Origin of the sequence: Photorhabdus africana (assembly GCF_035181445.1) — a bacterium.
Classification (GTDB): Bacteria; Pseudomonadota; Gammaproteobacteria; order Enterobacterales; family Enterobacteriaceae; genus Photorhabdus; species Photorhabdus laumondii.
In genome coordinates, this window is record NZ_JAXBVE010000003.1 from 107,482 (window position 1) to 132,490 (window position 25,009).

General features: G+C 41.8%; 24 protein-coding genes. 11 read left to right on the plus strand and 13 right to left on the minus strand.

Translation table 11 applies throughout. From position 1 onward, the window contains the following. The first annotated feature begins 52 nt into the window (after positions 1 to 52). Positions 53 to 862, plus strand: coding sequence for a bifunctional DNA-formamidopyrimidine glycosylase/DNA-(apurinic or apyrimidinic site) lyase (gene mutM / locus SLS51_RS02605; RefSeq protein ID WP_323835228.1), 810 nt, complete (start codon positions 53 to 55; stop codon positions 860 to 862). A gap of 75 nt (positions 863 to 937) precedes the next feature. On the opposite strand, the gene coaD is transcribed toward mutM, so the two are convergent. From coaD to waaA, 3 genes are read right to left on the minus strand one after another with little or no spacing between them, the layout of a single operon-like run. Beyond that, positions 938 to 1,420, minus strand: a complete 483-nt coding sequence (gene coaD, locus SLS51_RS02610) for a pantetheine-phosphate adenylyltransferase (protein ID WP_323835230.1) — start codon at positions 1,418 to 1,420, stop codon at positions 938 to 940. Continuing rightward, positions 1,420 to 2,193 carry a glycosyltransferase family 2 protein gene (locus SLS51_RS02615; protein ID WP_323835232.1) on the minus strand — a complete coding sequence of 258 codons (774 nt, stop codon included), beginning with the start codon at positions 2,191 to 2,193 and terminating at the stop codon, positions 1,420 to 1,422. Before SLS51_RS02615 ends, coaD begins: the two co-directional genes overlap by 1 nt. Further along, positions 2,194 to 3,471 carry a lipid IV(A) 3-deoxy-D-manno-octulosonic acid transferase gene (gene waaA, locus SLS51_RS02620; RefSeq protein WP_323835234.1) on the minus strand — a complete coding sequence of 426 codons (1,278 nt, stop codon included), beginning with the start codon at positions 3,469 to 3,471 and terminating at the stop codon, positions 2,194 to 2,196. It abuts the gene before it with no gap. A 228-nt stretch (positions 3,472 to 3,699) separates the two neighbouring features. Between waaA and rfaQ the strand changes: the two genes are divergently transcribed. The 4 genes from rfaQ (at position 3,700) to SLS51_RS02640 (ending at position 8,186) form a co-directional block, all read left to right on the plus strand. Beyond that, positions 3,700 to 4,764 carry a putative lipopolysaccharide heptosyltransferase III gene (gene rfaQ / locus SLS51_RS02625; protein ID WP_323835236.1) on the plus strand — a complete coding sequence of 355 codons (1,065 nt, stop codon included), beginning with the start codon at positions 3,700 to 3,702 and terminating at the stop codon, positions 4,762 to 4,764. Beyond that, the gene (locus SLS51_RS02630) at positions 4,761 to 5,891 is read left to right on the plus strand and encodes a glycosyltransferase family 4 protein (protein ID WP_323835238.1); all 1,131 of its coding nucleotides are present in this window, start codon (positions 4,761 to 4,763) and stop codon (positions 5,889 to 5,891) included. Before rfaQ ends, SLS51_RS02630 begins: the two co-directional genes overlap by 4 nt. After that, positions 5,888 to 6,991, plus strand: coding sequence for a glycosyltransferase (locus tag SLS51_RS02635; protein WP_323835240.1), 1,104 nt, complete (start codon positions 5,888 to 5,890; stop codon positions 6,989 to 6,991). Before SLS51_RS02630 ends, SLS51_RS02635 begins: the two co-directional genes overlap by 4 nt. A 235-nt stretch (positions 6,992 to 7,226) precedes the next feature. Continuing rightward, positions 7,227 to 8,186, plus strand: a complete 960-nt coding sequence (locus tag SLS51_RS02640; protein WP_323835242.1) for a polysaccharide deacetylase family protein — start codon at positions 7,227 to 7,229, stop codon at positions 8,184 to 8,186. A 113-nt stretch (positions 8,187 to 8,299) separates the two neighbouring features. Here the strand turns inward: SLS51_RS02640 and rfaC are convergent, their stop codons facing one another. Genes rfaC through rfaD form a run of 3 tightly spaced genes read right to left on the minus strand, consistent with a single transcriptional unit; the run spans position 8,300 to position 11,263 of the window. Further along, complete coding sequence (gene rfaC / locus SLS51_RS02645) at positions 8,300 to 9,265, minus strand: lipopolysaccharide heptosyltransferase RfaC (protein ID WP_323835244.1); 966 nt, start codon at positions 9,263 to 9,265, stop codon at positions 8,300 to 8,302. Beyond that, the gene (rfaF, locus tag SLS51_RS02650) at positions 9,265 to 10,314 is read right to left on the minus strand and encodes an ADP-heptose--LPS heptosyltransferase RfaF (RefSeq protein WP_323835246.1); all 1,050 of its coding nucleotides are present in this window, start codon (positions 10,312 to 10,314) and stop codon (positions 9,265 to 9,267) included. The genes rfaC and rfaF overlap by 1 nt, the downstream gene beginning before the upstream one ends. Positions 10,315 to 10,324: 10 nt before the next feature. Then, positions 10,325 to 11,263 (minus strand): ADP-glyceromanno-heptose 6-epimerase, encoded by a 939-nt coding sequence (gene rfaD, locus SLS51_RS02655; protein WP_323835248.1) that lies wholly within the window; start codon positions 11,261 to 11,263, stop codon positions 10,325 to 10,327. Between the two features lie 234 nt (positions 11,264 to 11,497). Here rfaD and kbl point away from each other — a divergent pair, with 234 nt between their 5' ends. After that, positions 11,498 to 12,694, plus strand: a complete 1,197-nt coding sequence (kbl, locus tag SLS51_RS02660; protein WP_323835250.1) for a glycine C-acetyltransferase — start codon at positions 11,498 to 11,500, stop codon at positions 12,692 to 12,694. A 9-nt stretch (positions 12,695 to 12,703) separates the two neighbouring features. Then, on the plus strand, positions 12,704 to 13,729 hold the full coding sequence (tdh, locus tag SLS51_RS02665; RefSeq protein ID WP_323835252.1) for an L-threonine 3-dehydrogenase: 1,026 nt from the start codon (positions 12,704 to 12,706) through the stop codon (positions 13,727 to 13,729). 774 nt (positions 13,730 to 14,503) lie between these two features. Here tdh and SLS51_RS02670 read toward each other — a convergent pair. The 3 genes from SLS51_RS02670 to envC form a co-directional block, all read right to left on the minus strand. Next, positions 14,504 to 15,550 (minus strand): 3-oxoacyl-[acyl-carrier-protein] synthase III C-terminal domain-containing protein, encoded by a 1,047-nt coding sequence (locus SLS51_RS02670; RefSeq protein WP_323835254.1) that lies wholly within the window; start codon positions 15,548 to 15,550, stop codon positions 14,504 to 14,506. A 785-nt stretch (positions 15,551 to 16,335) separates the two neighbouring features. Further along, positions 16,336 to 17,220, minus strand: coding sequence for a divergent polysaccharide deacetylase family protein (locus SLS51_RS02675; protein ID WP_323835417.1), 885 nt, complete (start codon positions 17,218 to 17,220; stop codon positions 16,336 to 16,338). Between the two features lie 31 nt (positions 17,221 to 17,251). Next, positions 17,252 to 18,541 (minus strand): murein hydrolase activator EnvC, encoded by a 1,290-nt coding sequence (gene envC / locus SLS51_RS02680; protein ID WP_439126839.1) that lies wholly within the window; start codon positions 18,539 to 18,541, stop codon positions 17,252 to 17,254. A gap of 394 nt (positions 18,542 to 18,935) precedes the next feature. On the opposite strand from envC, the gene SLS51_RS02685 reads away from it, so the two are divergent. From SLS51_RS02685 to cysE, 4 genes are all read left to right on the plus strand, one after another. Then, positions 18,936 to 19,373, plus strand: a complete 438-nt coding sequence (locus tag SLS51_RS02685) for a rhodanese-like domain-containing protein (protein ID WP_011148899.1) — start codon at positions 18,936 to 18,938, stop codon at positions 19,371 to 19,373. A gap of 69 nt (positions 19,374 to 19,442) precedes the next feature. Further along, entirely contained in the window at positions 19,443 to 19,919 is a 477-nt protein-coding gene (gene secB, locus SLS51_RS02690; RefSeq protein WP_323835260.1) for a protein-export chaperone SecB, read from the plus strand. Further along, complete coding sequence (gpsA, locus tag SLS51_RS02695; RefSeq protein WP_323835262.1) at positions 19,919 to 20,941, plus strand: NAD(P)H-dependent glycerol-3-phosphate dehydrogenase; 1,023 nt, start codon at positions 19,919 to 19,921, stop codon at positions 20,939 to 20,941. The genes secB and gpsA overlap by 1 nt, the downstream gene beginning before the upstream one ends. A 44-nt stretch (positions 20,942 to 20,985) precedes the next feature. After that, a complete protein-coding gene (gene cysE / locus SLS51_RS02700; RefSeq protein ID WP_011148896.1) occupies positions 20,986 to 21,807 on the plus strand; it encodes a serine O-acetyltransferase in 822 nt (273 codons plus the stop codon). A 224-nt stretch (positions 21,808 to 22,031) separates the two neighbouring features. Here the strand turns inward: cysE and SLS51_RS02705 are convergent, their stop codons facing one another. The 4 genes from SLS51_RS02705 to SLS51_RS02720 form a co-directional block, all read right to left on the minus strand. Beyond that, a complete protein-coding gene (locus SLS51_RS02705) occupies positions 22,032 to 22,730 on the minus strand; it encodes a methyltransferase domain-containing protein (protein WP_323835264.1) in 699 nt (232 codons plus the stop codon). Positions 22,731 to 23,033: 303 nt separating this feature from the next. Next, complete coding sequence (locus SLS51_RS02710) at positions 23,034 to 23,261, minus strand: hypothetical protein (RefSeq protein WP_323835266.1); 228 nt, start codon at positions 23,259 to 23,261, stop codon at positions 23,034 to 23,036. A 38-nt stretch (positions 23,262 to 23,299) separates the two neighbouring features. Further along, positions 23,300 to 23,788, minus strand: coding sequence for a tRNA (uridine(34)/cytosine(34)/5-carboxymethylaminomethyluridine(34)-2'-O)-methyltransferase TrmL (trmL, locus tag SLS51_RS02715; RefSeq protein ID WP_323835268.1), 489 nt, complete (start codon positions 23,786 to 23,788; stop codon positions 23,300 to 23,302). A gap of 198 nt (positions 23,789 to 23,986) precedes the next feature. Next, complete coding sequence (locus SLS51_RS02720; RefSeq protein ID WP_323835270.1) at positions 23,987 to 24,685, minus strand: class I SAM-dependent methyltransferase; 699 nt, start codon at positions 24,683 to 24,685, stop codon at positions 23,987 to 23,989. Positions 24,686 to 25,009 lie beyond the last annotated feature (324 nt).

Sequence of the window (25,009 nt, forward strand, 5' to 3'; positions counted from 1 at the left end):
CTGCTCGGATGCAATAGAGTTGAAACAGTATCTATAATTAGGAGTTATTACCATGCCAGAACTACCAGAAGTAGAAACCAGCCGGAGGGGAATAGAGCCACATCTGGTAGGGAATGTGATCCAGTATGCGGTAGTCAGGAATAGTCGGTTACGTTGGCCGGTGGCGGAAGAAATTATGAAGTTGAGTGACCAGCTTGTGCTTAGCGTTCAACGTCGGGCCAAATATTTGCTGATTGAACTGGCAAATGGTTGGATTATTGTCCATTTGGGGATGTCGGGCAGCGTGCGTATCTTGCCAGAAGAGCGCCCTGCGGAGAAACACGATCATGTGGATTTAGTGATGGCAGATGGTAAGGTTTTGCGTTATACCGATCCCAGACGATTTGGTGCGTGGTTATGGAGTGATGATCTTGAACGGTGCTCGGTATTGGCTCATTTAGGGCCTGAGCCACTTTCTGATGATTTTAATGGTTCTTATCTCTACACCCGATCAAGTAATAAAAAAACCTTGATTAAGCCCTGGCTAATGGATAACAAACTGGTTGTTGGCGTTGGTAATATCTATGCGAATGAAGCGTTGTTTACCGCCCATATTCAGCCGGATCGTCCCGCGCAGACTTTAACTGAGCGTGAAGCCAATTTACTGGCGGAAACGATTAAGAAGGTTCTACAACGTTCTATTGAGCGGGGTGGTACGACACTCCGAGATTTCCTGCAATCTGATGGTAAACCGGGCTATTTTGCTCAGGAATTGTTTGTCTATGGCAGAGCAGGAGAGCCATGCCGAATTTGTGGTGAACAAATAGAGAGTATTAAGCTTGGACAGCGCAGTACTTTCTTTTGCCGTCATTGTCAGTATTAGTTGATATCGGATAGTTCGGGGAGGCGTTGCATAGGGAATATTCTACTTTGTGCCGCCTCCAGTGAACGGAGTAAATTACTTGCCCAGTTTTTTTAGCATGGCTTGGGCGATAGGTTCTGGCAAGAATGATGAGATATCGCCATCGTGGAGAGCGACATCTTTAATCAAGGATGAAGATACAAACGAGAGATTTTGTGATGGCAGCAGAAAAACGCTCTCTAATTCGGACATAAAGTGGCGGTTCATATTGGCAAGCTGCCATTCATACTCAAAATCAGATACTGAACGAAGGCCACGGATAAGAATATTTGCTTGTTGTTTTTTTGCAAAATTAGCCATTAATTCACAGAAACCGACCACTTCCACATTATCCAGATGTGACGTTACCTCTTTTGCCAAGGTAATGCGCTCATCCAGAGTAAACATAGGATTCTTTCTGGCACTGTTGGCGATAGCAAATAGAACATGGTCAAACATATCTGCGGCGCGGGTGATGATATCGATATGACCGTAAGTAACAGGATCAAATGTTCCGGGATAAATGGCTTTGGTTTTCATCAATTTTTACCCTTTTGTTGTCTCTTTTCCCACAATGCGACGTACTTATTAAACGTATATTGAGCATTGACAATAGCCAATACTAACCCTTGTTTACCATCAAGAAAGCCAGCTCGCAACAGCCAGGTTTTAAAGAAAGCCCCAAAAGTGTGACTGAAAATTGAGAAATAACCGCACTGTTTACCTTGTTCATGGCGCTGTTCTGCCCAGGCTTTAGCATAATTTAGCTGTTTTCTCTGAAATTCCATCAAATCACGGCAAGTCAGATGAAGTAAATCCCCTTGCAAAATAACGACGGGAGCGCCATGAGTTTCAAGGGATTCATGAACTTGATTATCATTGTATTGATAACGATCACGGGCGTAGAGACGAATGACCCTATCTGGGTACCAGCCGCTGTGTTTCATAAAGCGGCCAAGGAACAAATTCCGGCGGGCACAACTGTAGACTTTATTGTCATCTATATGTGCCAGAGTCTGTTCTATGGACGCTCTGAGTTCTGATGTTACGCGTTCATCAGTATCGATCATAAAAATATAATCGCCAGAAGCGTATTGCTGAGCTAGCTGACGCTGACGACCAAATCCCGGCCAGCGAGTATTGGAGAATACTTTTGCACCCATTGCCTGTGCTATCTGGCAGGTATCGTCTGAACTACCCGAGTCGAGCACGATGATTTCGTCAGCCCAACGGACTGAGGTCAGACAATCTGCTATCAGATCCGCTGAATTCTTAGCGATCATGACAACGGAAAGACGTTTTTTGTCACTCATTCAGTGGCTCCGAGGTGGGAGATAGGGTTCCAGCAGTTTAAGTAGGCGTTGAAGAGCCCCCTGATTTTCATGCAGTACTTCTGCTGCGTGGCGACCATAATACAGACGATAATCTTCGTCAGTCAGTAAACTGTTGATCTCGGTGAATAAAGAGTGGCTGTCCGTAACGGTAATCAGGCCATTAGCCTGATTCAGCTTGGTGCAGATATCCTTAAAGTTAAAGGTATGAGGGCCCATCAGCACCGGAATAGCATGGGCTGCCGCTTCTAGCGGGTTGTGGCCGCCACGTTCAACCAAGCTGCCACCAACAAAAGCCAGATCGGCAATACCATAGAGCAGCATCAATTCCCCCATTGTATCGCCGATAACGACCTGAATATTGGCGTCAGGGATTTTATCAGAACTGCGAAGAATATAGCTGAGTCCGGCTTTCTTGGTTAATTCTTCAGCTTTAATAAAACGTTCAGGGTGGCGTGGTACCAGGATCAGCAGCAGACTTGGACATTGTTTCAGTAACTTGCAATGAGCATCTAGAATAATACTCTCTTCTCCATCATGGGTGCTGGTGGCGATCCAGACAGGACGGCGAGCAGCCCATTGGCGCCGTAATGTCACTGCTTTGGCTGCCAATTCAGGTGTTACTGAGATATCGAATTTCAAACTACCAGTGATAGTCAGTTGAGAACGTTTTAGACCCAGTTCAACAAAACGTTCACCATCTTCCGGATTCTGGGCAGCAATTAAGGTAATGCTGCGCAAAATTGTTTTTATGAAATTCCCTACTTTTTGATATCCCTCAGCGGAACGTGCGGACAAACGGGCATTAGCAATGACCAGAGGAATATTACGTTGGTGAAGTTGGAAAATCAGATTAGGCCAAAGTTCTGTTTCCATAATAATGACTAACTTTGGATTAACTTGATTGAGAAAGCGCTCCATGGAACCGGGGAGATCGTATGGCAAATAGACGTGATTAACATCATTTCCCAGAGCAGAAAGCACTCTTTCTGAGCCTGTTGGCGTCATCGTTGTCACGGTAATCGGTAAAAAAGGATAGTGATGGCGCAAGGCTCTGACTAAAGGAATGGCGGCCAACGTTTCACCAACGGAAACGGAATGGAGCAGGATGCCTCCAGCGGCAACTTTACCGGCACAGAAGCCGTAGCGTTCACCCCAGCGCTGACGGTAAGCAGGGGCTTGGCGGCTGCGGAGCAATAAACGCAACCAAATCAGAGGTTGGATAAGGTAGAGAAGTACCTGATATAAACGCAGTAACATTCTATCAAATTCACTTATATAAATTAGCGTCAATAGTATCACATTGCGGCAAAGAAAGTATGAAAATGCGTATGGCTTCTAGGATCTGAACAGAATTAGAAAGGTAAATTAGGGTTTTTGCGCAAGATCGTGCTTCTATTATATATGAAGGTAAAGCGGATTTTCTGTAGCTTCTGCACATGTTGCGGCAGTTTTTTCTTTTATCTGTATCTTTATACTGGGAATGCAATGAGTAAATTACAAGCTCAATTTGACCGTATTCTGATAATAAAGTTACGACATCATGGTGATGTATTATTAATTACACCGGTTATTAATACCCTTAAGGATAATTATCCGGCGGTGGAAATTGATGTTTTACTCTATAAAGAAACTGAACCAATATTGGCTGATTTTTCTGCTGTGGCTAATCTATTTTCTATCGATAGACAATGGAAGAAACAGGGAATTAAAACACATTTTGGTCATGAATGGAGATTGCTTAAACGATTAAGGCATCGTCAATACGACCTGGTTATTAATCTTACTGATCAATGGTATAGTGCATTTGTGACACGATTTACTGGCGCAAAAGTGCGTATTGGGTTTGATTTAGCAAAACGACGCAGCCTATTTTGGAAAAAATGTTTCACAAAATTTGTGCCGACAGAGCATAGTCAGTTTTTGCATATTGTTGAGCAGAATTTGTCAGCTCTTTCGCTGTTAAATCTTCCGTTAATCAACACTACAGTGACGATGAGTTACCGCCAGCAGGATAAAGAGGCTGTTTTGATGCTTCTTGATAAGCATGGTGTAGATCAAAAATATATTGTTGTGCAACCGACATCCCGTTGGTTTTTTAAATGTTGGGATGAAAAAAAGATGAGTGAAACGATTAGTGCATTACAGTCTGATGGCTGGACAATCGTTATTACCTCCGGGCCAGATCGTAAGGAGGAGCAGATGGTGGTGAAGATTTTATCAAATTGCCCAAAAGAGAGAGTGATTTCTTTTGCCGGCCAATTAACTTTACCTCAACTTGCAGCGCTGATTGATGGGGCCAACTTATTCATCGGGATGGATTCCGTTGCTATGCATATGGCCGCTGCGTTAAAAACACCTTGTATCGCTTTATTTGGGCCATCAAAATTAGTATTCTGGCGTCCGTGGGAAGCGAAAGGTGAAGTTATTTGGGCTGGTGATTATGGTGATTTACCTGATCCTGATGATGTTGATACTAAAACGGATATACGTTATCTGAATGTCATTCCCAGTGAGATGGTTATTGCTGCCGCCCGGAGAAATTTATTATGAAATTAGTACGTCTTGCGATTGTTCGGCAGAAATATCGCCCGGATGGTGGTGCAGAACGTTTTGTCTCCCGCGCCTTAGAGGCTTTAGGGAATGAAAATTTGGAGCTTAACGTTATTACGCGTTCTTGGCAGGGAGACGTTAATCCTGATTGGCATGTTCATTTAACAAATCCTCATAAATGGGGGCGCATCAGCCGTGAAAGAGGATTTGCCAAAGCTGCCAAAACAATATGGCAACAAGAGCAATTTGATCTTGTTCAAAGTCATGAACGTATTGCCGGTTGTGATATTTATCGTGCAGGTGACGGCGTTCATCAGCGCTGGCTACAGCAACGTGCGCGTGTTTTATCTCCTTGGCGGAGCAAATTACTTTTTACGAGTCGTTACCATCGTTATGTGATGGATGCTGAGCAAAAGATGTATTCGGCACCGGAATTAAAAATGGTTATTTGTAACTCGGAAATGGTAAAAAGGGAGGTTATGACGGATTTTGGGCTTTCTGAGGAAAAAATATCGGTTATTTATAATTCGATAGACAATAAACAATTTTTTCTGGCAACGGAATCTCAGAGAATACAATTAAGGAAAGAGCATAACCTTCCCTTGCAGGCTAAATGTTTAGTTTATGTTGGTTCGGGGTTTGAGCGAAAGGGATTAAAAGCTGCGATTCAGGCAGTGAGTGCGACGGATGCCTATTTAATCGTTGTGGGGCAGGATAAAGAAGAGAAGAAATATAAGCAGTTAGCTAATTCACTGGGATGTCATGAGCGCATCAGGTTTATGGGCGTCCAGAAAAGGACATTGCCTTTTTATCAGCTTGCAGATGGCTTGTTGCTACCGACCTTATATGATCCGTTTCCAAATGTGATACTGGAGGCAATGGCTTGCGGGCTTCCGGTAATAACCAGTACGACATGTGGTGGCGCTGAATTTATTACCTCTGGGAATAACGGGTTTGTATGTGATGCTTTGGCTGTTTCAGATATTACGGAAGCTATTCAGAATACGCCTTCGGATCATTTGAATAATAAAATGTCAGAATTAGCGAGAACAGGAATACTCGGTTATACACCGGAACATTTATCACAACAGCTCATTGGATTATACGAAAGGGTGCTCTCATCATGAAGGGACATGTATTATTTATCATTGATGGATTACCTGGTGGTGGTGCGGAAAATGTCACTATCCGGCTTTGTGATGGTCTGCAACAGAGAGGATATGATGTTACGCTGCTCTCTTTGGCAGAGAAATGTGAATATTCAGTACCAGGTGGTATCGAACTGATCATTGATGTTGATGGATACAGCGGGCCTTTTAGAAGACAGACTGAAATTTGCCGTAGGGCCAAATCTATGGATAAGGTTTTAGAAAAAGTTTTTCTTCGCAAGGGAATCCCTACGTTGATTGTCTCAAACTTGCATAAAACTGATCGCATTGTCGTGCAATCAAAAGTGTTAGCCGGGTTAAATGTATGGTTTTGTATTCATGGCGTATTTTCAAACTCATATCTTGGTAATAAGACGGGATTATCTCGCTGGATCAAGAAACAAAAAATCAAGTGGACATATAATAACCGGAATTTAATTTGTGTATCTGATGCTGTAGGGAAAGATTTAAAGAATAATTTGTTACTTACGCCTAATGAAATGGTGACGATTTATAATCCTTTCAACATCCCAGATATTAAAGAAAAATCTCTGCGAAATAACCCCTATTCGGATGAGACTTATTTATTGCATATAGGCAGATTTCACCGGGTTAAACGGCATGATCGTTTATTAGAAGCGTTTGCGAAAGCAGATATTCCATGTAAGTTATTGATTGTAGGTCACGGAGATGAAGCTATCACTCAACAAATAAAACAGAAGATTGTGGATTTAAACTTACAGTCTAAAGTTGTTTTAACGGGATTCCTTGAAAATCCATTACCTGTTATCCGTGGAGCTAAAGCGGTTGTTTTGAGTTCTGACAGTGAGGGATTAGGGAATGTGTTAATTGAATCGTTGATTTGTGATACTCCCATTGTCAGCACGATGTGTCCCGGTGGTGTTAATGAAATTATGGTTGGTGAGCTGGAAAAATATAAATCAGAGCTGACAACTGATTCACTGGCAGAAAAAATGAAGTTTATCTACCATGAACCGCCTGTGGTTACAGAGGATATGTATAAGAAATTTGATTTAGATATTATTTTGGCAAAATATCTATCCTTAATGAAGAAGTAAGAATGGTGATATGTGCTTTTTAAGTTTGGTTGTTGAGATAAATTAATGAATAAAAAAAGCCCCAAAAATTAAGAGAACTAAATAGAAGAAAAAACAACTTTCCGAAAGATCTAACATTTCATAGTGTTTTTTATTGATAAGATTAGATACGAAATATAGGATTTAATGAGATATAGAACTGCTATATATATGATAAGATAATTGCACTATTTTATTCTATTGTGGGCATATTCTGATGACTCGACCTGCATTTATTATCACTATTGATACTGAGGGTGATGACCTGTGGCAAAATCACGGTCAGATCTCGACAAAAAATACTCATTATTTACCGAGATTTCAGCGTCTATGTGAACGTTTTGGTTTTAAGCCAGTTTGGTTGACGAACTATGAAATGGCAATGGATGATTTATACATTGAATTTGCTAAAGATGTTATTGCCAGAGGACAGGGGGAAATTGGTATGCATTTACATGCCTGGAATAACCCACCACTTGTTCCTCTTACCGACGATGACATGCGTTATAAACCTTATCTGATTGAATTTCCAAAAGAACAAGTTAGAGCCAAAATTGATCTGATGACTAAGTTATTGGAAGACAAACTACAGATTAAAATGTTAAGCCATCGGGCAGGTCGTTGGGCATTTAATGAATATTATGCTGAATTGCTGGTGGAATATGGTTATCAAGTCGATTGTTCAGTAACACCACGGGTTAATTGGCGTTTTACCAAAGGCGATCCTAATGGCAACGGTGGAACTGATTATCGTCACTTTCCATCTTATGCCTATTTTATGGATTTGCAGAATATTGCTAAAGAAGGTGACTCTCCTTTGCTGGAAGTTCCGATGAGTATTCAATATAAACACCCTCCATTGATGAATTTCCTTAAACAGAAATATGACAGCTTACGTGGGAAACCGCGTTCTCCATCTGTTAACTGGTTAAGACCAAAAGGGGGCAATTTGGAACAAATGAAAAAAGTTGTCCAACAGACATTAGCAGAAGGCAGTGATTATATTGAATTTATGCTGCATTCGTCTGAATTTATGCCTGGTGGTAGTCCGACATTTAAAAATGAAGAACAGATTGAATTACTTTATCAGGATCTGGAGGCACTCTTTAACGACTTACAGCCACAGGTTCGAGGAATGACATTGGCTGAATATTATCAATGGAAGCGATTATCATAGTTAAGAAAATAAAGTTAACATGATCAAGGACATTAATAGAGATTCACTTAATTTTGGGCAGATAATACTGCCTAATAGGCGCTTACCAGAAACGCCTCAGATTTAATAATTAATCAGCCAATATTTTCTTGAAGATGAGCTAATACTTTCGATGGTGTAATACTTTTGATATTCCCATCCACCGCTTTTAACGATATTTGTTCTTTGCCATAGCCGCCAATGAGTCCTGGATCTGTCGGACCAAACAACGTGATATTAGGGCGATCCAGTGCGGCAGTGAGATGGCTTAGGCCAGTATCAACAGAAACAACGGTTTTTGCTCCGGCCAGCTCTTGGGCGACTTGTGCCAAAGTCAGCTTTGGTAATACTTCCACATGAGGGAAGTTTTCCGCCAATCTCAGCGCACGTTGGTATTCATGTTCTGCGCCCCAAGGGAGCTTAATTCGTACACCCGTTGGCTGAATTTCAGCAATAAGTTGTCGCCAATGGCTTTCCGGCCAATGTTTTTCATCGCGAGTGGTGGCATGGAGAAAAACCAGATAATCGCCCTGATTTTCTCGTTTCTGCTTTAAAAAGTGACGGGCAATCCCATAATCACCCTGTGCTGCCGGTTTGGTATAACCCAGGCTGACAGCAAACAGTTCTCGGATGCGCTCTACGGCGTGCTGTTGCTTGCTGACCGTATGACGGCAATCATAAAAAAAACTCGCTAATGGCTCACGGATACTTTTGCGGTCGTAACCATGTTTAGGACCATCAGCGAGTCGGGTTACCAGAAATGCGCTTTTTAATAACCCTTGAGCATCGATGATGGCATCATATTGATGTAATTTTAATTTTTCTTTGAATAAACGACGTTCTGCCCGAATTTCTGGGCTAAACCAGTTTTTACGCCAGCGGCGAATAGCAACAGGAATAATTTGATCAACCGCACTGTGCCAGCCGGGGATTTGAGCAAAACCTTCCTCTACTACCCAATCAAAACGGACGTCAGGTAAGTTTCTTTCTGCATCAGTCAGTGCAGGGAGCGAGTGGAGGACATCGCCCATAGAAGAAGTTTTGACCAATAAAACCCGCATTAACTCTGGTTCTCCGCTTGTAATAATTTTTCTAGAGAAGTGATAACTTGCTCTGGTTGAATATCAATCAGGCTTTGGTGATAGCCATGTGCACTGTCACCTTTTCTGACTTTGTGATAGCCAGTAATAAGACGGATAACTTCCGCTTTATCGGATAATGGTGGGGTAAAATCTGGGCTACTTGGGCCGTAAAGTGCAACCAGAGGGCGATTAAGTGCTGCGGCAACGTGCATCAAACCGGAATCGTTGGTCACAATAGCATCACAGGCCGCGATAATATTGACTGCCTGTTCAAGAGAAGTTTGTCCGGCAAGATTGATACAGTGTTCACGAGCTTCTCCCGTCAGTGAGTTGCGGATATCCTCTCCACCTTCGTGATCTTTGGCAGAGCCAAATAGCAGAATTTGATATCCCTTTTGAGTAATAAGCTGTTGAGCTAATGCGGCGTAGTGATAATGCGGCCAGCGTTTTGCCGGGCCAAATTCTGCGCCGGGGCAGAACCCGATGATAGGCCGATGATCAGAAATATTGAAGGCCGCGGTGGATTCAGCAATATCTTCATCACTGATATCCAGTTGAGGCCAAAGTAATGGTTGAGGCAGATCTGCCGCACTACTGGGTTTTGCATCGTAAGCCAATGCGGCATAGCGTTGAACCATTAATGGGAAGGCTTCTTTATTCAATGTACGAATATCATTAAGCAATCCATATCTCATTTCACCACGCCAGCCAGTGCGCAGAGGAATATTGGCGAAGAAAGGCACCAAGGCAGATTTGAAAGAATTTGGCAGCACATAAGCGCGATGATATTTACGTTCACGCAGGGCGACCCCCAAACGGCGGCGTTCGCCCAATGCCAGTGCGCCATGCCCTAATGGCATAGCCAATGCTTGATTGACCTCCGGCATTTTGTCCAGCAGTGGACGGCACCAGGCGGGAGCCATCACATCAATTTCTGCATTAGGATGCAAAGCCTTTAATGTCCGGTAAAGGCTTTGCGACATCATCATGTCACCCACCCACGAGGGGCCGATCACCAATATTTTCATAGTGAGTAGATTACTTATCCTGATTGAGCCAATGCATATATTCCGTTACCCCTTCGGCAACGGTTTTGAATGGTTTATCATAACCGGCCGCGCGAAGTTTGGTCAGATCTGCTTGCGTGAAGCGCTGATAACGACCTTTCAGATGTTCAGGGAAATCAATATGTTCAACAGTGAGTGATTTATCTTTATGGCATTCAACAACCGTATCTGCAACCGCCTGGAAAGATTCAGCACGACCCGTTCCACAGTTATAAATACCGGAAACGCCGTTTTTCCAGAACCAAAGATTAACCGCAGCGGCATCACCAACATAGATAAAATCACGTTGAAAGCTTTCACTGCCGGCGAATAGTTTTGGGTTTTGTCCCTGATTGATTTGATTATTCAAATGAAAGGCAACGCTAGCCATACTCCCTTTGTGCCCTTCACGTGGTCCATACACATTAAAATAACGGAAACCACAAATTGGTGAATCAGCTTGAGGCAGGATCTCCCGGACATATTGGTCGAATAGAAATTTAGAGTAACCATAAACATTGAGCGGTTTCTCATATTGACGCTCTTCGATAAAATTATCAGTGCGGCCGCCATAGGTTGCTGCTGAGGAGGCGTACAGGAAAGGAGTACCGCGTTCAAGGCAATAATGCAGTAATTCTTTGGAATATTGATAGTTATTATCCATCATATATTTGCCATCCCACTCGGTTGTGGATGAGCAAGCGCCTTCATGGAAAATAGCGTCAATATCACCGAAGTCATCACCGGCCAGAATACTGGCAATAAACTCTTCCTTGTCCATGTAATCAGCAATATCCAAGTCAGCCAGATTGATGAACTTAGTACCCTCTTTTAGATTATCTACGACCAGAATATCTTTATATCCTTCGTCATTTAGTGCTTTGACAATATTGCTACCAATAAATCCAGCACCGCCAGTGACAATAATCATCCGACTCACCTCTACAATCGGGTTAATGAAGCAAATTGCTTCTATAATAACATCTAACATCCATGACGACAGCAGCTTAAGCAGGGGAATATACTGAAATATTATGGTAATTCAGGTCGCATGACGTGACGGATACAGCAAAGTTAATATTATCTGCCTGATAGTGTCGTCAGTAGCCTGATCAATGAGTAAAATATCTCACAACTCTTCATTTATAAATCAGGAGAAAAATAAATGTCAGCATCATTTTACCAGCAAATTAACGAACAATTAGAACAAGCCCATTCTGGAGGATTGTTCAAAAATGAACGTATCATCACTTCTGCACAAAATGCTGACATTGCTGTAGCCGATGGCAGCCACGTTATTAACTTCTGCGCAAATAACTACTTAGGTTTGGCTAATCACCCTGAACTTATTGCCGCGGCTAAAGCGGGAATGGATAGCCACGGTTTTGGTATGGCATCTGTTCGTTTTATTTGTGGAACTCAGGATACTCATAAAGCGCTGGAGAGAAAACTGGCAGAATTTTTGGGTATGGAAGATGCTATTCTTTATTCTTCTTGTTTTGATGCAAACGGTGGTTTATTTGAAACGCTATTTGGGCCGGAAGATGCCATTATCTCTGATGCGTTGAATCATGCTTCTATTATTGATGGTGTCCGTTTATGCAAAGCGAAGCGTTATCGCTATGCTAATAATGATATGCAGGAACTGAGAGCACAATTAGAGAAAGCGAAAGCAGACAATGCACGCCATATTGTGATTGCAACCGATGGTGTGTTCTCGATGGATGGTGTGATTGCTGATTTGAAATCTATCTGTGATCTGGCTGATGAATTTGATGCAATGGTCATGGTGGATGACTCCCATGCGGTTGGTTTTGTTGGTGCTCATGGCCGTGGTACTCACGAATATTGTGACGTAATGGATCGCATTGACATTATTACCGGCACATTAGGTAAAGCATTGGGTGGTGCTTCCGGTGGTTATACCGCGGCACGTAAAGAAGTTGTTGAATGGCTGCGCCAGCGCTCACGCCCATATCTGTTCTCTAACTCACTGGCTCCGGCGATTGTCGCGGCATCCATTAAGGTGCTGGATATGCTGAAAGAGGGAGATGCATTGCGTGATCGTCTGTGGAAGAACGCTAACCTGTTCCGTGAAAAAATGACAGCCGCAGGTTTCACTTTGGCGGGGGCTGACCATGCGATTATTCCGGTCATGTTAGGTGATGCGAAATTGGCACAGGCGTTTGCCGCAGAATTACTGAAAGAAGGCATTTATGTTACTGGTTTCTTCTATCCGGTAGTCCCTAAAAATCAGGCCCGTATCCGCACGCAAATGTCAGCAGCGCATACGGAAGAGCAAATTGAACGTGCAGTTGCAGCGTTCACGCGAATTGGTAAGCAATTAAATGTAATTGCATAAGGCATCTCTATGAAAGCATTGTCAAAGTTAAAAGCAGAAGAAGGCATTTGGATGGTTGATGTGCCTGAGCCAGAACTGGGGCACAATGATGTGATGATCAAAATCCGTAAAACGGCGATTTGTGGTACGGATGTGCACATCTATAACTGGGATGATTGGTCACAAAAAACCATTCCTGTACCGATGGTTGTCGGTCATGAATATGTTGGTGAAGTTGTTGCGATTGGTCAGGAAGTAAAAGGTTTTAAAATTGGTGACCGAGTGTCTGGCGAAGGGCATATTACTTGTGGTTACTGCCGTAACTGCCGTGGTGGCCGTACTCACTTATGCCGTAATACCATTGGCGTAGGGGTAAACCGCGCGGGTTGTTTTGCTCAATATCTGGTTATTCCTGCATTTAATGCGTTCAAAATCCCAGATAACATCTCTGATGAACTGGCCTCTATTTTTGACCCATTTGGCAATGCTGTTCATACCGCGCTTTCGTTTGATCTGGTTGGTGAAGATGTGCTGGTTTCTGGTGCTGGCCCAATTGGTATTATGGCGGCGGCAGTATGTAAACATGTTGGCGCACGTTATGTTGTTATCACCGACGTTAACGAATATCGCCTTGAGCTGGCACGTAAAATGGGCGTCACCCGTGCGGTGAACGTCAGTCAGGAAAATCTGACTGATGTCATGGCGGAATTGGGCATGACGGAAGGTTTTGATGTTGGTTTGGAAATGTCCGGTGCCCCGGCGGCGTTTCGTACCTTATTAAATACCATGAATCACGGCGGCCGTGTTGCACTGTTGGGCATTCCTCCATCAGATATGGCAATTGATTGGAATCAGGTGATTTTTAAAGGGTTGTTTATCAAAGGGATTTATGGCCGTGAGATGTTTGAAACCTGGTACAAAATGGCTACATTAATTCAATCTGGTTTGGATCTGACACCCATTATCACCCACCGGTTCTCTATTGATGATTTCCAGAAAGGCTTTGACATCATGCGTTCAGGGCAGTCTGGTAAAGTTATTCTGAACTGGGATTAATCAGTAAAGTTACTACTAAGATTGACAGGCGTTTTCAGTTTTCTTGAGCGTCTGTCTTTTTAAGATAATTCTATGACAATCCAGAAATAGGGTAACAGTAGCGGAATTGTTATTCCTGCTGTTTATTTGAAACAGATCGGCGCTAATAACACCATAGGCAACGAGGTATGGTAAAACGGAAAAATGGATTCTGGCACTGTAGCCGCTAGATTTTTCTTTAATGAACGAAATCATGACGAGCTTTATCCTTATTTCATATGAGTCACTATCATGATTTCAAAACATTTTATCTTAAACTGCACATTGCCGATGCTTTCTCCTCTCTGGTTAATTAATCGCATGTGCCAACATTTAAAAAAGATGATTGCCTTCTTTCATCACATAAATAAGTTTTCTACTGGAAGCGGTAGTCGGATTGATTGCCTACGCCTTACAGCCCCAAAAAAACAAGTTTTAATCTAAGTACCTTTGAATTGGCTGCTCTTAAATAGAACTGAGCTTAATTAAGCTGAGCCACTAGTATGATATTTGTACTGGCGGCCCTTTGTTTTTTCTCTATACCCGTCATCTTTCAAGTTGCCTCTTTGTTGGCTGCACTCGCTCACCCCGGTCACATAGTTATCTATGCTCCCGGGGATTCACTCCTTTGCCGCCGCGATGCATCTTGAAATCCATAGGGTATATATCTTGTGTAAATAAGTATTCACTAATCTGACTTTGAGTGGATGGTAGATTATAAGCAAATTTTATTTCCCTTTAACCAACTTGAAGAAATTAAAATTTAAACGTCATTGCAGTAAAAACCATTCCACCACTACCAGCCCATCCCATACAAAGTTGATTTTTTTTCAATATACCTTGATCAATGGCATCGAATATTCCGAACGGGATAGATGCTGTAGCAATATTACCTACCCGTTGGCCAACATGATGTATCTTGTCGTCAATACCCATCTTCTGACCAAGGAGTGCCCACGTTTTTGGTGAACCAGTATGAATAAAAATATGTTCGATATCGTCAGATATTTTGTGCTGATTAAATAGATTAATAGTCTCTTTTTCTCCATGATCGTGCAGTAGTGCCGAGTGGGAGTTCACTTGATATTTCCCGCCTGTAGGCTCAATACGTTCAACGTCTGTATCATTGCAGAATAGCCTCCAGTCTGGCAGTGAAATTGTTGATAAGTCGCTTAAGTCTGGGCGATTGATATAATTAAATTTGAAGTTTTCAGGCGATTCATTACTAATAATAGTGACGGTTGCTGCCTCTCCGACTGTGCAACCTATGAATTTATAAGCTACTTCTGACAAGGAGTTTAGGGAAAAAGTCTTTGGAAAAATTGGTCCATTTTGGGACATAATAAACTCCATATTAACAATAGCGGCATGGCGTATTTCACCAGCTTTCATTTTGCTATTGATAATATCCATAGCTGCCACCCAACCGTTACAGGCGTCTATAACATCGTAGTTCCTACAAGTTAGCCCTAGTGCCTTTGAGACAAAAGTACTGTTAGCTGGTTCTATGAAGCCGCGGGCAACACTGGAATAGATCAGTAAATCGATATCTTCCTTAATGATGTTGGCTTGTGCTAAGGCATGATTAAATGCAGCCTCAATGAATTCCATAGGTTTCTCGTTATCTGCCAACCAATACCGGGAATTTATACCTGTTTTATTAAGCATTTTTCCGATTAGTTTCAATGTCTTGGGAAAATCACCATGGAAAATTTCTTTTGAATAGTATTCAACTAAATCAAGAACCTCTTGATTAGAGACGAAGCGGGAAGGAAGTAATCCGGCTATGCCTGTTATTTTCATAAAATGCTCTCTCAAATGAATATAATATTTTTAAAGCCTACTTAGAGGCATTATAAACTCTGAACTTAATTGACCATTTATACCCGTTATCTTTCAAGTTGCCTCTTTGTTGGCTGCACTCACTCACCCCGGTCACATAGTTTGCTATGCTCCCGGGGATTCACTCCCTTGCCGTCGCGATACATCTTGAAATCCATGAGGTATATATTGCTCATGAAAATATATAATGTATTTCTTGACGACATTAATGAGGTGAAAGTTAAACATCACCATGGGAAAAATTTAGATTAATTATTTAATGTTGAAATATTAAATACACTTAATGATACATTAATTACAATATGTGTTGATTTATTCTAAGTAAAAATATTGATTGTGAAAAGTGTACACTATTAAATTAACCATTTATCTGGGTAAAAATCAATTCAAACCAAAGTGAGATAGTTAAAATTGAATATTTTTAGGTATGGTGGAAATGTAAAAACATACAACTGATCACATTCTTAATTATTAATGACATGAAGTTGTTTAAATTAGTTACAATTTTTTTTGTTACAATGCATCCGGGAGAAATAAATAGTGTATAATTCATTTCGTGTATTTAATATTACTATCAATGATGAAATATTCATATAACCAAATCATCTCTTAAGAATGGAACTAAAATACCTGAAGTATAAATAAAATTTATTTTTCTGAATAATTATTAAGAAAAAACAGACTTGACGCTGTCGACACAAATAAATAGAAATAACGTGTATTAACCCACCTTTTAAAATGAATTTCTATTCTGTTTTATCCTGAGACTTATCGCTGGCCAGTTTCTGGATATATTGGCTCACCGTGTTCACAATAGGATTATCAACCAGAGTATCGCCAATAACTGTCAAATAATCTTGGCTGGTAACTGTAGCGGGTGCCTCTTTTATTTCACACAGCTTGCCCCATTTACGCTGATTATCACCAACAGGTTTACCACTTAACAACCTACTTGGGCTGACTAACTCAATATCAGCGGGAAGTGTTGGCAGCATCTGCTGTAATGCACGAATGGTTGTTGAATGAGGATGACCGATAGCAATAGCGGAACCATTCTTACGGGCAATGGCAATCGCACGGTTTAACTGATGGCGAGTTTCCGCTTCTGATTGCACATCATCAAGGAAAACATTACGGCGGATAACGCGAACAGGTGTGCCTTGTGCTGCCTTTGTTGCTTGAGTATTGCCAATCGTCACGCTGTCGAGAAAATAGAGGTTATAACCAGACAGTGAACGCATCACTTTCTGCATTCCCGGCAAGCTCGAAGTCATAGCGCTGCCCATATGGTTATTGATTCCTACAGCATAAGGAACTTTTTGTATTGCACGCTGGATGATGCGGTCAATATCTTCACTGCTCATGGTTGGCTGGAGCGTATCCGGCTCTAGCAATTGCTTACTTAAAGGTGCCATTGGCAGGTGGATTAAGATCTCCCGTCCTTGTTTATAGGCTTTTTCAGCCATCTCCCTGCCATGCGGTGAATCCGGCAGAATGGCGATAGAGATTGCAACAGGCATCTGCAATATTTTGTTTTCATTATGAGGACGGTAGCCAAAATCATCGATAACAATAGCCAAACGGGCAGCACTGGTTTGTAGGCTCAAAAGTAACAGGGCGGTAGTACCAATGAGTTTTGCGAGTTTGCGTTGTCTCACCTGATTATCTCCCAAGCCACGGTTGTGGGTTTACTGCTCTTCCCTGACGGCGGATTTCAAAATAGAGTGCGGGTTGTTGCTGACCGCCACTGTTACCGACCAATGCAATAGGTTGTCCGGCACGAACTTGCTGGCCGACACTGACCAGAGCACTCTGATTATAGCCGTAGAGACTCATATCACCTTTACCGTGCTCGATAACGACAACCAGCCCATAGCCTTGCAACCAGTCAGCCAGTAAAACCCGACCATCGGATATCGCTTTGACTTCCGTACCTTCTGTGGCTGAAATCACCATGCCTTTCCAGCGTAATTCGCCTTGCAGCGCTTCACCAAACTGATGTATCACCTTACCGTGGACCGGCCAGATTGCCTGACCAGCCGGACGGCCGAGGCCACCGGTACGCGCCATCAATGCGCGCTCATCCTCAGTTGGCTTGTAGCTGGAACCTTTTTGCTGTGCTTGCTTCTGTTTTGCTGCAATCTGGGCACGGACGCGGGCAGCTTCTTTGGCTTCTCGTTCAGCACGTGCTTTCGCTTCCCGTTCTGCCTTGGCAATTTTATCTCGCAGACGGGTTTCATTTTGTTTTAGTTCAGCGAGATTTTTCTGATCTTTCTTTAAGGAAGATTCCAGTTCAGACAACGTTTTTTGCCGAGCGTTGCGGGCCACTTCCATCTGCTGTTTCTGCTGCTGCTGTTCAGTCAGCACTTGTTTCTGCTCTTCCTGTTTCTGCTGCTCAAGCTTTTTCTGTTCAGTTAAATCAACCGCTGTTTGCTCAAGTTTAACAATGGTGTCCTGGCGGGCTTGATTAAGGTAGCTATAGTAAGCGAGTATACGCTCTCCTCTCTTACCCTCCTCTCCTCTGAACATGAGTTCAAGCCCTTGATGTTGCCCTTGACGAAATGCAGCATCCAATTGATGTGCCAGCATATCTCGTTGCGCTTTTTGTTGTTTTTCCAGTTTGTTAATGTTGGAGACTAGAGCGGTAATCTCTTTATTCAGCTTACTGAGTTGAGTTTGGGTGTTGTGTAGAGATTGACCAATTTTGGAAATGGTATTTTCCTGATCTTTCAGCTGATTTAGCAAAGAACTACGTTTTTGCTGTTGTTGTTGCACACTTTTCTCTTTCTCCGCGATGTTTTGTTGGAGATCTTTCAGCTGATTTTTATTGGCGATAATTTGATTCGCAAAGGCATTAAAGCTGAAAATAACCAACAGGAAAGCATAGAACAATAAGGCAAAGATATCATTCCGCCGTGAGTTCTGATTGCGCCGATAATTACGGCTATGCATTTCCTTGTCGTCAGCCATTTCTGTAAATATACCTTGCTACTATGTGCGTTAGATTATTTCATGATGAACAAAGAGTTACCAGATGTTACGCTGATTTTTTACACTTTCAGATAATGCTGTCTTGACATCGAAATCGAATTCTTGAAATCCATAGGGTATAAATATAAACATATTAGCCTACTTACCGTTGAAACTCCTGCATGCATCCAGTGTGACAGAACATATGCTGGTAATGTACTTAAGGTGCTTCATTTTCAGGATATTTTTATTTTTTCTCGAAACTCTCCGCAAAATTTGCATTGAGCTTATGCTATTTGGCTGTAATTGACGCAACACAAAGGTATACTCTGGAATCTTAGATATTTGTTATTAACCAACGGGAGTTGTTGCCCCCATGCTGCAAGAAATCATGCAATTTATTAACCAGCATATGACCTTAAGCCTCATCTGGATTGCGCTGCTGGTTGCCGTTATTGTGACGACAACGAGAGGTTTCTTCTCTAAAACTAAAGAGATAACTCGTGCTCAAGCTATTAATCTGATCAATAAAGAAGAAGCCATCGTCGTGGATTTACGTTCCCGTGAAGATTTCCGCAAAGGGCATATTATTGGTGCAGTAAACCTGACTCCCTCTGAAATTAAAGACAACAATTTTGCTGAGTTGGAAAAACATAAAAAGCAGCCTGTAATTGTTGTTTCTGCGAATGGCACTGAATCTCGTACTCCGGCAGAGAATCTTCTTCGTGCTGGTTTTGAACGCGTATGTTCCTTGAAAGAAGGTTTGGTTGGTTGGACAGGCGAAAACTTGCCATTGGCACGTGGTAAAAAGTAATCATTTTGGGCGTGAATGGCGACATTCACATGAAAAATTTAATAAGGACATCTAAAGGTAACAATTATTATGTCAGAACAAAGCAATACAGAAATGGCTTTCCAGATCCAACGTATCTACACCAAAGATATCTCTTTTGAAGCACCGAACGCACCGCAAGTGTTTCAGCAGGAATGGCAGCCGGAAGTAAAACTGGATCTGGATACCGCTTCCAGTGAGTTGGCTCAAGGGGTTTATGAAGTTGTTCTGCGTGTGACTGTGACCGCAGTTTTGGGAGAAGAGACGGCATTCCTGTGTGAAGTACAGCAAGGGGGTATTTTCTCTATTGACGGTATTGAAGGAACTCAGTTAGCTCACTGCTTGGGGGCATATTGTCCGAATATCCTGTTCCCATATGCTCGTGAGTGCATCACTAGCTTGGTCAGCCGTGGTACCTTCCCACAGCTGAATCTGGCTCCAGTAAACTTTGACGCCCTATTCATGAACTACCTGCAACAGCAGGCAGAACAGTCTCAGGGTGGTGAACAAACTGAACAGGAAGCTTAATGAATAGTACTGTTTCTATGACAGTGATTGGTGCCGGCTCATACGGCACCTCATTAGCCATTACGCTGGCTCGTAATGGTCATAATGTTGTACTTTGGGGGCATAATCCAGAGCATGTTGGGGCATTGCAACAGGCGCGTTGTAATCAGAAATTTCTGCCGGATGTTTCCTTTCCTGATAGTTTATTGCTTGAAACGGACCTAATAAAAGCACTAACCGCGAGCCGCGATATTCTTATTGTGGTACCTAGCCATGTGTTTGGTGAAGTGTTAAAGCAGGTAAAACCACATCTACGGCCTGATTCACGTATCGTATGGGCAACTAAAGGCTTGGAAGCTGATACTGGTCGGTTATTGCAGGATGTGGCCCGTGAGATATTAGGCAATGAAATACCGCTAGCGGTGCTCTCTGGGCCAACATTTGCTAAAGAGTTAGCGGCTGGTTTGCCTACCGCGATTGCTATTTCCGCGACGGAATCTGCTTTTGGCGATGGACTTCAACAATTATTCCACTGTGGCAAAAGTTTCCGGGTTTATAAAAATCCTGATTTTATTGGTGTTCAACTCGGTGGTGCCGTAAAAAACGTGATCGCCATTGGCGCGGGAATATCTGATGGTATGGGTTTTGGTGCTAATGCTCGTACCGCATTGATTACTCGTGGATTGGCGGAAATGAGTCGCCTTGGTGCAGCGCTTGGTGCTGATCCTTCTACCTTTATGGGCATGGCGGGATTGGGCGATTTGGTCTTAACTTGTACTGATAATCAATCACGTAACCGTCGTTTTGGCATGATGCTGGGGCAGGGAATTAGTGTTGAAGAAGCGCAGTATCAGATTGGGCAGGTTGTTGAAGGTTATCGCAATACCAAAGAAGTACGTGCATTGGCTAATCGTGCCAATGTAGAAATGCCGATTGCAGAACAAATCTACCAGATACTCTATTGCAATAAAAATGTGATAGAAGCTGCTCAGGCATTATTAGGAAGAGCCAGAAAGGATGAGAGCGATAATGTGCGCTCTTAAATAAAAATCTAATGAGATAGGTTCTAAATGTGAGAGTAAAAAATATGTCGCTAGAAGAATTGGACGAAGTTTGGAAGAACATAAAAACAGAAGCGAGAGCACTGGCTGAATGTGAACCGATGTTGGCCAGTTTTTTTCATGCAACATTACTCAAGCATGAAAATCTTGGTAGTGCCTTAAGTTACATGCTGGCGAATAAGCTGGCTACGCCGATTATGCCGGCTATTGCTGTTAGAGAGATCGTAGAAGAGGCTTATGGCTCGGATCAAAAGATGATTGTCTCTGCTGCCCGCGACATCATAGCGGTACGTCTACGTGATCCCGCCGTAGATAAATACTCAACACCTCTGCTGTACCTCAAAGGGTTTCATGCTCTACAAGCCTATCGTATTGCCCATTGGATCTGGGGAGAAGACCGTAAAGCATTGGCTATTTATCTGCAAAACCAAATCTCGATGTCTTTTGGCGTTGATATTCACCCGGCAGCAAAGATTGGTTGTGGCATTATGCTTGACCACGCCACTGGCATTGTGATTGGCGAAACGGCGGTAGTGGAAAATGACGTTTCTATCCTGCAATCCGTCACCCTTGGTGGTACGGGTAAAACCGGGGGTGATCGTCATCCGAAAGTCAGGGAAGGGGTGATGATTGGCGCAGGTTCGAAAATATTGGGTAATATTGAAATTGGTCGTGGGGCTAAAATTGGCGCAGGTTCAGTTGTCCTTCGCTCTGTTCCGCCGCACACAACAGCCGCTGGAGTGCCTGCCCGTATTGTCGGTAAACCTGAAAGCGAAAAGCCATCATTGGATATGAACCAGCATTTTAATGGTATCAACCATGGCTTTGAGTATGGGGATGGGATTTGATTTATTGAAATCTGGATAATTAGTGAACGCTATCATATTTTCACATGCTGAATGTGGAAATATGATCTGGCATGCTTAACGTGTGAAATCTTCTATACCCTATGGATTTCAAGATGCATCGCGGCGGCAAGGGAGCGAATCCCTGGGAGCATAGATAACTATGTGACCGGGGTGAGTGAGTGCAGCCAACAAGGAGGCAACTTGAAAGATGACGGGTATATAAATTATTTTTTTGCTACACCTATTATAATATAGTGCCAATGCTTAGGAATGACTTTATTTAGAACTTTATTATCTAACACCCCTAAAAATTTTCTTTGAAATTCATTCCTACCAAGCGTAGCAAGGAAGCCTAATGTTGTATAATTAACCTTTGAAAATGCTGATAAATAATCTGTCATTTCTTTTGCGGTAACATAGCCCCAAGTATTTCCCCAATTAACATAATTTTTTCTGAGAAATTCATGCAATGGTGATGCAAGCAGATTTTCTGCAAACCAAAGTTCACCCCCTTCCTTTAATGAATGAAAAATCTGATTAATAGCCTCTTTTTGTGCTGTTTTATTGAAATTATAACCGACAGCACCTAATATTGATTTAAACATAACAATATTAAAATGGTTCTTATATTTAATATCCGATGCGTTTAATTTATCATACTGAATGCTCTTTTCTATATTATAACGCTTATGTTTCTCCAGTGCTTTTGGCGTAGGGCCATCTAAATCAGTACATAAGACATTTGCTCCATTCAATGCTGCCCATAATGATAACCCACCATTTCGACTACCTAGCTCTAGAATATTAGCTGACTTTAATTCTAATCCAGAATGATCTTGCCAATATTTTAACGAATGACTCCAATTATATATGTCCCATTCTATGACATCATGGAGAAATTCTTTTGAAATTTTTGCTTTCATAGTGTAACCAATATATATCAATGAAAATAAGTTGTTTTAATGATAACTTTGTTAAATTATTATGATCTAAATAGTTTTATCAAATAGTAGATCATTTAAGGGAATCAACCCCGATATAAGTTATATGAATCAATTTTCAAAGAGAAAAAATTCCCCAATAGGGTTAAGTTATACTAATCATAGCACCTACGTCCTGTGATGAATGATGATTTGGCGCAAAAACTTGTACAGAAAATCCAGGAAAAAACTATGCCCTTGATGTCTTACTGTTTTCCTAACGACACATCATGGACATTCGGTCACTTACATTGCCAAAACCTGTTGCTTTTGCCCATCTTTGGTTGGATGCGATATGGGAGTACAGAGCTGATAACCATCGCGGCCGTACCATGCTTCATCCGAGAACATGACGAAAATGGTTATCTGATTCTCATCGTGGGTCTGGTGCAGAGCGGTTCCTAAACTGCATTGCTGTGACCCACGTAAAGAAGAAAAAATTACCGTGATATGGTCAATAACACATTGAACCATTGCAGGAATGTGTAGCGATATTAGGCATTATTGGCACACTATTCTCTGATGATAGCGCCCTGATAATCTAATTGCCGCCAGGCTTCAAAAACAACAACAGCCACTGAATTGGAAAGATTCATACTGCGACTGTTTGCTAGCATTGGGATACGAATTTTTTGTTGTGGTGGCATATTATCCAATACATAAGGTGGTAACCCTCTGGTTTCCGGCCCAAACATCAAATAATCGCCTGCTTGATAACTTACAGCACTATGTGCCGGAGTTCCTTTTGTGGTGAGAGCAAACAAACGAGCAGAAGACGCTCCTGTTAATCCTTCATTCTCTAAAAAAGCAAAATAATCATGATGTTGCTTAACATTGGCAAACTCATGATAATCCAGCCCGGCTCGACGTAGCCTTTTATCATCCCAGGTAAAACCCAGAGGCTGAATCAGATGCAATTGAAATCCGGTGTTAGCACAAAGGCGAATAATATTACCGGTATTAGGTGGGATTTCAGGTTCAAATAAGACGATGTTTAGCATAAAGCCCCCCAGAAACAAGGGGCACAGATTAGCAGAAATCAGGAGGGGATGCAGGGGGATCTTCATCGATATTCTTATTTATCTATTAGAAGATCTTTCCTTGTTGGGGGGACTCGCTTGTATTGTCAGTAAACTTAAAAATGAAAAAACATCACTGGATATAACCTAACAGACTAAATTTTTTAGAGACTCTCTGGATTACTTTTTTGCCACACCGATGATAATATAGTGCCAATGTTTAGGAACGACCTTATTTAGAACTTTATTATCTAACATTCCTAAAAATTTTCTTTGAGATTCATTCCTGCCAAACGTAGCAAGGAAACCTAAAGTTGTATAATTAACATTTGAAAATGCTGACAGATACTCGACCATTTCGTTGACAGTAACATAGCCCCAGGCATTTCCCCAATTAACATAATTTTTTCTGAGAAACTTATGCAATGGTGATGCAACCAAATTTTCTGCAAACCAAAACTCACCCCCTTCTTTTAATGAATGGAAAATCTGATTAATCGCCTTTTTTTGTGCAGATTTATTTGAATTATAGCCGATACCACCTAATACTGATTTAAACATAACGATATCAAAATGGTTCTTATATTTAATATCTAATGCACTTAATTTACCATATCGAATTCTGTTTTCTATATTATAACGCTTATGTTTCTCCTGAGCCTTTGGAGTAGGGCCATTTAGATCCGTACATAAAACATTACCTCCATTTAATGCTGCCCACAGTGATAATCCACCATTTCGGCTGCCTAGTTCTAGAATATTAGCTGACTTTAATTCTAGATTAGAATGGTCCTGCCAATATTTTAACGCATGACTCCAATTACCTATATCCCACTCTATTACATCATTGAGTAACTCTCTTGAGTTTTCTGTTTTCATAAAATGACCAATAGATTAATTATTTTGATAATACTTTTATAGTAAATTACTAAGATCTAGTGATACATTATTTTTTAATGATGGTATTATGAAAAAGATTACGGAAGGGCCTGCTTAGCAAGAATTTCAGATAGATAGGCTGTATTCATCGTTGTTTTCGTGTCTATCCTATCTTAAATATTTTTGTGTTATTCAGTATATTCACTGCAATATGTTTTATCCGAGATAGTAATTCTGCTAAGTCGCCGCGCTGAATTAGGAGCGCCTGACGGTTTTTCCATCTGCGGCACTCCCTGAGCTTTTCATCAGTTCATGGCAAATATT

Excerpts from the sequence above, each read along its gene's own strand:
- mutM (WP_323835228.1), top strand. The coding sequence starts at position 53 with ATGCCAGAACTACCAGAAGTAGAAACCAGCCGGAGGGGAATAGAGCCA.
- coaD (WP_323835230.1), bottom strand. The coding sequence starts at position 1,420 with ATGAAAACCAAAGCCATTTATCCCGGAACATTTGATCCTGTTACTTAC.
- SLS51_RS02615 (WP_323835232.1), bottom strand. The coding sequence starts at position 2,193 with ATGAGTGACAAAAAACGTCTTTCCGTTGTCATGATCGCTAAGAATTCA.
- waaA (WP_323835234.1), bottom strand. The coding sequence starts at position 3,471 with ATGTTACTGCGTTTATATCAGGTACTTCTCTACCTTATCCAACCTCTG.
- rfaQ (WP_323835236.1), top strand. The coding sequence starts at position 3,700 with ATGAGTAAATTACAAGCTCAATTTGACCGTATTCTGATAATAAAGTTA.
- SLS51_RS02630 (WP_323835238.1), top strand. The coding sequence starts at position 4,761 with ATGAAATTAGTACGTCTTGCGATTGTTCGGCAGAAATATCGCCCGGAT.
- SLS51_RS02635 (WP_323835240.1), top strand. The coding sequence starts at position 5,888 with ATGAAGGGACATGTATTATTTATCATTGATGGATTACCTGGTGGTGGT.
- SLS51_RS02640 (WP_323835242.1), top strand. The coding sequence starts at position 7,227 with ATGACTCGACCTGCATTTATTATCACTATTGATACTGAGGGTGATGAC.
- rfaC (WP_323835244.1), bottom strand. The coding sequence starts at position 9,265 with ATGCGGGTTTTATTGGTCAAAACTTCTTCTATGGGCGATGTCCTCCAC.
- rfaF (WP_323835246.1), bottom strand. The coding sequence starts at position 10,314 with ATGAAAATATTGGTGATCGGCCCCTCGTGGGTGGGTGACATGATGATG.
- rfaD (WP_323835248.1), bottom strand. The coding sequence starts at position 11,263 with ATGATTATTGTCACTGGCGGTGCTGGATTTATTGGTAGCAATATTGTC.
- kbl (WP_323835250.1), top strand. The coding sequence starts at position 11,498 with ATGTCAGCATCATTTTACCAGCAAATTAACGAACAATTAGAACAAGCC.
- tdh (WP_323835252.1), top strand. The coding sequence starts at position 12,704 with ATGAAAGCATTGTCAAAGTTAAAAGCAGAAGAAGGCATTTGGATGGTT.
- SLS51_RS02670 (WP_323835254.1), bottom strand. The coding sequence starts at position 15,550 with ATGAAAATAACAGGCATAGCCGGATTACTTCCTTCCCGCTTCGTCTCT.
- envC (WP_439126839.1), bottom strand. The coding sequence starts at position 18,541 with ATGCATAGCCGTAATTATCGGCGCAATCAGAACTCACGGCGGAATGAT.
- SLS51_RS02685 (WP_011148899.1), top strand. The coding sequence starts at position 18,936 with ATGCTGCAAGAAATCATGCAATTTATTAACCAGCATATGACCTTAAGC.
- secB (WP_323835260.1), top strand. The coding sequence starts at position 19,443 with ATGTCAGAACAAAGCAATACAGAAATGGCTTTCCAGATCCAACGTATC.
- gpsA (WP_323835262.1), top strand. The coding sequence starts at position 19,919 with ATGAATAGTACTGTTTCTATGACAGTGATTGGTGCCGGCTCATACGGC.
- cysE (WP_011148896.1), top strand. The coding sequence starts at position 20,986 with ATGTCGCTAGAAGAATTGGACGAAGTTTGGAAGAACATAAAAACAGAA.
- SLS51_RS02705 (WP_323835264.1), bottom strand. The coding sequence starts at position 22,730 with ATGAAAGCAAAAATTTCAAAAGAATTTCTCCATGATGTCATAGAATGG.
- SLS51_RS02710 (WP_323835266.1), bottom strand. The coding sequence starts at position 23,261 with ATGGTTCAATGTGTTATTGACCATATCACGGTAATTTTTTCTTCTTTA.
- trmL (WP_323835268.1), bottom strand. The coding sequence starts at position 23,788 with ATGCTAAACATCGTCTTATTTGAACCTGAAATCCCACCTAATACCGGT.
- SLS51_RS02720 (WP_323835270.1), bottom strand. The coding sequence starts at position 24,685 with ATGAAAACAGAAAACTCAAGAGAGTTACTCAATGATGTAATAGAGTGG.